Origin of the sequence: Acetobacter sp. UBA5411, assembly GCF_002409645.1 — a bacterium.
Classification (GTDB): Bacteria; Pseudomonadota; Alphaproteobacteria; order Acetobacterales; family Acetobacteraceae; genus Acetobacter.
On the sequence record NZ_DHNR01000021.1, the window covers coordinates 1,340 to 2,112 of the forward strand.

Genomic DNA, 773 nt, shown 5'->3' on the forward strand with positions numbered 1-773 from the left:
GTTGGCTTTAATGTCTTGGACTGGATCGACATTCGTTCGCCCGAAGCAATCACGAATATACAGGACGTGGTGTCATGGATATGCCGGGAGAGTGGTGCCAAAAAAGACGCCAATAACGAGTTTTTTGACCGGCAGGGCCGCAATCTCGTGACGTGTTTATTGGCGCACATGATGTTTGATCCGGACCTTCCAGCCGAGGAAAAGACCTTGCGGACGCTGAGAAGCGGGGTCTGCACGCCGCAAGAAGAAATGCGGAATCTGCCGAACACGATCCATGCGAGCAGTCCGTGCGCCTATGCGAGCCAGACGGCCGGCGCGCTCAAGGGACTGGTCGATGAGACGTTTTCCGGGGTGTATGGCAATGCCGATGACAAGACAGCCTGGCTCAGTAATCCTGCGTTTGCGGACCTGGTGTCCGGAGACAGTTTTCGCTCGTCAGATCTGGTCGATGGCAAGATGGATGTTTTCGTACAGTTGCCATTGCGGGCTTTGGAAAACACACCCGAAATTGGTCGCACGATTATAGGGGCGTTACTGAATGCCGTTTATGAAGCTGATGGCAATATTCGGAATCGTGTCCTCTTCCTTCTGGACGAAGTCGCACGTCTCGGTCCTATGCGGATCATGGCAACAGCACGGGATGCCGGGCGCAAATACGGTATTACCCTGAGATTGCTCTATCAGTCGGTCGGACAACTCGAAGAACAATGGGGCCGTGAGGGAAAGCGAGCATGGTACGAGGCGGCCGCACATCGGACATATGTTGCGATCTC

Annotated in this window: 1 protein-coding gene; it reads left to right on the forward strand. The window is 54.5% G+C overall.

Going from position 1 to position 773, the window contains the following annotated elements:
* Positions 1 to 66: 66 nt before the first annotated feature.
* Positions 67 to 773 (forward strand): type IV secretory system conjugative DNA transfer family protein (locus B3759_RS07025; protein WP_291365019.1); only part of this gene is annotated, 707 nt, incomplete at its 3' end.